Consider the following 4,928-nt stretch of genomic DNA (forward strand, 5'->3'; position numbering starts at 1 on the left):
AGGGAACTCAAGGTTCCAGTGAGATCTCATCTTGAGGCAAGTTTCCCGCTTAGATGCTTTCAGCGGTTATCTTTTCCGAACATAGCTACCCGGCAATGCCACTGGCGTGACAACCGGAACACCAGAGGTTCGTCCACTCCGGTCCTCTCGTACTAGGAGCAGCCCCTCTCAAATCTCAAACGTCCACGGCAGATAGGGACCGAACTGTCTCACGACGTTCTAAACCCAGCTCGCGTACCACTTTAAATGGCGAACAGCCATACCCTTGGGACCGGCTTCAGCCCCAGGATGTGATGAGCCGACATCGAGGTGCCAAACACCGCCGTCGATATGAACTCTTGGGCGGTATCAGCCTGTTATCCCCGGAGTACCTTTTATCCGTTGAGCGATGGCCCTTCCATACAGAACCACCGGATCACTAAGACCTACTTTCGTACCTGCTCGACGTGTCTGTCTCGCAGTCAAGCGCGCTTTTGCCTTTATACTCTGCGACCGATTTCCGACCGGTCTGAGCGCACCTTCGTACTCCTCCGTTACTCTTTAGGAGGAGACCGCCCCAGTCAAACTACCCACCATACACTGTCCTCGATCCGGATAACGGACCTGAGTTAGAACCTCAAAGTTGCCAGGGTGGTATTTCAAGGATGGCTCCATGAGAACTGGCGTCCCCACTTCAAAGCCTCCCACCTATCCTACACAAGCAAATTCAAAGTCCAGTGCAAAGCTATAGTAAAGGTTCACGGGGTCTTTCCGTCTAGCCGCGGATACACTGCATCTTCACAGCGATTTCAATTTCACTGAGTCTCGGGTGGAGACAGCGCCGCCATCGTTACGCCATTCGTGCAGGTCGGAACTTACCCGACAAGGAATTTCGCTACCTTAGGACCGTTATAGTTACGGCCGCCGTTTACCGGGGCTTCGATCAAGAGCTTCGCGTTAGCTAACCCCATCAATTAACCTTCCGGCACCGGGCAGGCGTCACACCCTATACGTCCACTTTCGTGTTTGCAGAGTGCTGTGTTTTTAATAAACAGTCGCAGCGGCCTGGTATCTTCGACCGGCATGGGCTTACGGAGCAAGTCCTTCACCCTCACCGGCGCACCTTCTCCCGAAGTTACGGTGCCATTTTGCCTAGTTCCTTCACCCGAGTTCTCTCAAGCGCCTTGGTATTCTCTACCCAACCACCTGTGTCGGTTTGGGGTACGGTTCCTGATTATCTGAAGCTTAGAAGCTTTTCTTGGAAGCATGGCATCAACCACTTCGTCACCTAAAAGGTAACTCGTCATCAGCTCTCGGCCTTGAAACCCCGGATTTACCTAAGATTTCAGCCTACCACCTTAAACTTGGACAACCAACGCCAAGCTGGCCTAGCCTTCTCCGTCCCTCCATCGCAATAACCAGAAGTACAGGAATATTAACCTGTTTTCCATCGACTACGCTTTTCAGCCTCGCCTTAGGGACCGACTAACCCTGCGTCGATTAACGTTGCGCAGGAAACCTTGGTCTTTCGGCGTGGGTGTTTTTCACACCCATTGTCGTTACTCATGTCAGCATTCGCACTTCTGATACCTCCAGCAAGCTTCTCAACTCACCTTCACAGGCTTACAGAACGCTCCTCTACCGCATCACTTACGTGATACCCGTAGCTTCGGTGTATGGTTTGAGCCCCGTTACATCTTCCGCGCAGGCCGACTCGACTAGTGAGCTATTACGCTTTCTTTAAAGGGTGGCTGCTTCTAAGCCAACCTCCTAGCTGTCTAAGCCTTCCCACATCGTTTCCCACTTAACCATAACTTTGGGACCTTAGCTGACGGTCTGGGTTGTTTCCCTTTTCACGACGGACGTTAGCACCCGCCGTGTGTCTCCCATGCTCGGCACTTCTAGGTATTCGGAGTTTGCATCGGTTTGGTAAGTCGGGATGACCCCCTAGCCGAAACAGTGCTCTACCCCCTAGAGTGATACATGAGGCGCTACCTAAATAGCTTTCGAGGAGAACCAGCTATCTCCGAGCTTGATTAGCCTTTCACTCCGATCCACAGGTCATCCGCTAACTTTTCAACGGTAGTCGGTTCGGTCCTCCAGTCAGTGTTACCTAACCTTCAACCTGCCCATGGATAGATCGCCCGGTTTCGGGTCTATACCCAGCGACTAAACGCCCTATTAAGACTCGCTTTCGCTACGCCTCCCCTATTCGGTTAAGCTCGCCACTGAATATAAGTCGCTGACCCATTATACAAAAGGTACGCAGTCACAGAACAAAGTCTGCTCCCACTGCTTGTACGCATACGGTTTCAGGATCTATTTCACTCCCCTCTCCGGGGTTCTTTTCGCCTTTCCCTCACGGTACTAGTTCACTATCGGTCAGTCAGTAGTATTTAGCCTTGGAGGATGGTCCCCCCATATTCAGACAAAGTTTCTCGTGCTCCGTCCTACTCGATTTCATGACTAAGAGACTTTCGCGTACAGGGCTATCACCCACTATGGCCGCACTTTCCAGAGCGTTCCGCTAATCTCAAAGCCACTTAAGGGCTAGTCCCCGTTCGCTCGCCACTACTAAGGGAATCTCGGTTGATTTCTTTTCCTCAGGGTACTTAGATGTTTCAGTTCCCCTGGTTCGCCTCTTGCACCTATGTATTCAGTGCAAGATAACCAGCTTATGCTGGCTGGGTTCCCCCATTCAGAGATCTCCGGATCAAAGTCTGTTTGCCGACTCCCCGAAGCTTATCGCAGGCTACCACGTCTTTCATCGCCTCTGACTGCCAAGGCATCCACCGTATGCGCTTCTTCACTTGACCATATAACCCCAAGCAATCTGGTTATACTATGAAGACGACATTCGCCGAAAATTTGCAATAAACTCACAAATTTTACCTTAGCCTGATCCACTACCAGTGAAAGTAGTGTTCAGTCTATCTTTCTATCACATACCCAAATTTTTAAAGAACGATTCTGATAAAGATCAGAAATCAACATTCATCGCACTCGCGGAATGCTCATTTCTAAGCTTTAAACGATGGACACCAATCTGTAATGGTGGAGCCAAGCGGGATCGAACCGCTGACCTCCTGCGTGCAAGGCAGGCGCTCTCCCAGCTGAGCTATGGCCCCGTATCGCTACAGGGTGCACCAGTAATTGGTGGGTCTGGGCAGATTCGAACTGCCGACCTCACCCTTATCAGGGGTGCGCTCTAACCAACTGAGCTACAGACCCAATCGTCTTCTTCAATGAATCAAGCAATTCGTGTGGGAGCTTATGAAGCAGCTGATGTCGTCGATTAAGGAGGTGATCCAGCCGCAGGTTCCCCTACGGCTACCTTGTTACGACTTCACCCCAGTCATGAATCACACCGTGGTAACCGTCCCCCCGAAGGTTAGACTAGCTACTTCTGGTGCAACCCACTCCCATGGTGTGACGGGCGGTGTGTACAAGGCCCGGGAACGTATTCACCGCGACATTCTGATTCGCGATTACTAGCGATTCCGACTTCACGCAGTCGAGTTGCAGACTGCGATCCGGACTACGATCGGTTTTGTGGGATTAGCTCCACCTCGCGGCTTGGCAACCCTCTGTACCGACCATTGTAGCACGTGTGTAGCCCAGGCCGTAAGGGCCATGATGACTTGACGTCATCCCCACCTTCCTCCGGTTTGTCACCGGCAGTCTCCTTAGAGTGCCCACCATAACGTGCTGGTAACTAAGGACAAGGGTTGCGCTCGTTACGGGACTTAACCCAACATCTCACGACACGAGCTGACGACAGCCATGCAGCACCTGTCTCAATGTTCCCGAAGGCACCAATCCATCTCTGGAAAGTTCATTGGATGTCAAGGCCTGGTAAGGTTCTTCGCGTTGCTTCGAATTAAACCACATGCTCCACCGCTTGTGCGGGCCCCCGTCAATTCATTTGAGTTTTAACCTTGCGGCCGTACTCCCCAGGCGGTCAACTTAATGCGTTAGCTGCGCCACTAAAGACTCAAGGTCCCCAACGGCTAGTTGACATCGTTTACGGCGTGGACTACCAGGGTATCTAATCCTGTTTGCTCCCCACGCTTTCGCACCTCAGTGTCAGTATCAGTCCAGGTGGTCGCCTTCGCCACTGGTGTTCCTTCCTATATCTACGCATTTCACCGCTACACAGGAAATTCCACCACCCTCTACCATACTCTAGCTCGCCAGTTTTGGATGCAGTTCCCAGGTTGAGCCCGGGGATTTCACATCCAACTTAACGAACCACCTACGCGCGCTTTACGCCCAGTAATTCCGATTAACGCTTGCACCCTCTGTATTACCGCGGCTGCTGGCACAGAGTTAGCCGGTGCTTATTCTGTCGGTAACGTCAAAATACTCACGTATTAGGTAAGTACCCTTCCTCCCAACTTAAAGTGCTTTACAATCCGAAGACCTTCTTCACACACGCGGCATGGCTGGATCAGGCTTTCGCCCATTGTCCAATATTCCCCACTGCTGCCTCCCGTAGGAGTCTGGACCGTGTCTCAGTTCCAGTGTGACTGATCATCCTCTCAGACCAGTTACGGATCGTCGCCTTGGTGAGCCTTTACCTCACCAACTAGCTAATCCGACCTAGGCTCATCTGATAGCGCAAGGCCCGAAGGTCCCCTGCTTTCTCCCGTAGGACGTATGCGGTATTAGCGTCCGTTTCCGAACGTTATCCCCCACTACCAGGCAGATTCCTAGGCATTACTCACCCGTCCGCCGCTCTCAAGAGGTGCAAGCACCTCTCTACCGCTCGACTTGCATGTGTTAGGCCTGCCGCCAGCGTTCAATCTGAGCCATGATCAAACTCTTCAGTTCAAACATCTTTGGGTTTTGAGAAAACCCTAAACTTGGCTCAGCAATCGTTGGTTACATCTTTGATTTCTCGCGGAGTAACTTGTGATGCTGATAATCTGGTGACTATCAGTCTGATT

The 4,928-nt window shown here is 51.7% G+C and carries 2 tRNA genes and 2 rRNA genes; all 4 read right to left on the reverse strand.

The window, feature by feature from the left end:
- A 23S ribosomal RNA gene (locus ACQKQA_RS29585) occupies positions 1-2,795 on the reverse strand; the annotation flags it as partial.
- Positions 2,796-3,031: 236 nt separating this feature from the next.
- A tRNA-Ala gene (locus tag ACQKQA_RS29590) sits at positions 3,032-3,107 on the reverse strand.
- 26 nt (positions 3,108-3,133) lie between these two features.
- Positions 3,134-3,210: transfer RNA gene (locus ACQKQA_RS29595), tRNA-Ile, on the reverse strand.
- 65 nt (positions 3,211-3,275) lie between these two features.
- A 16S ribosomal RNA gene (locus ACQKQA_RS29600) occupies positions 3,276-4,812 on the reverse strand.
- Positions 4,813-4,928 lie beyond the last annotated feature (116 nt).

The sequence above is a fragment of the Pseudomonas sp. NPDC089530 genome, from assembly GCF_050280705.1.
Taxonomy (GTDB): Bacteria; Pseudomonadota; Gammaproteobacteria; order Pseudomonadales; family Pseudomonadaceae; genus Aquipseudomonas.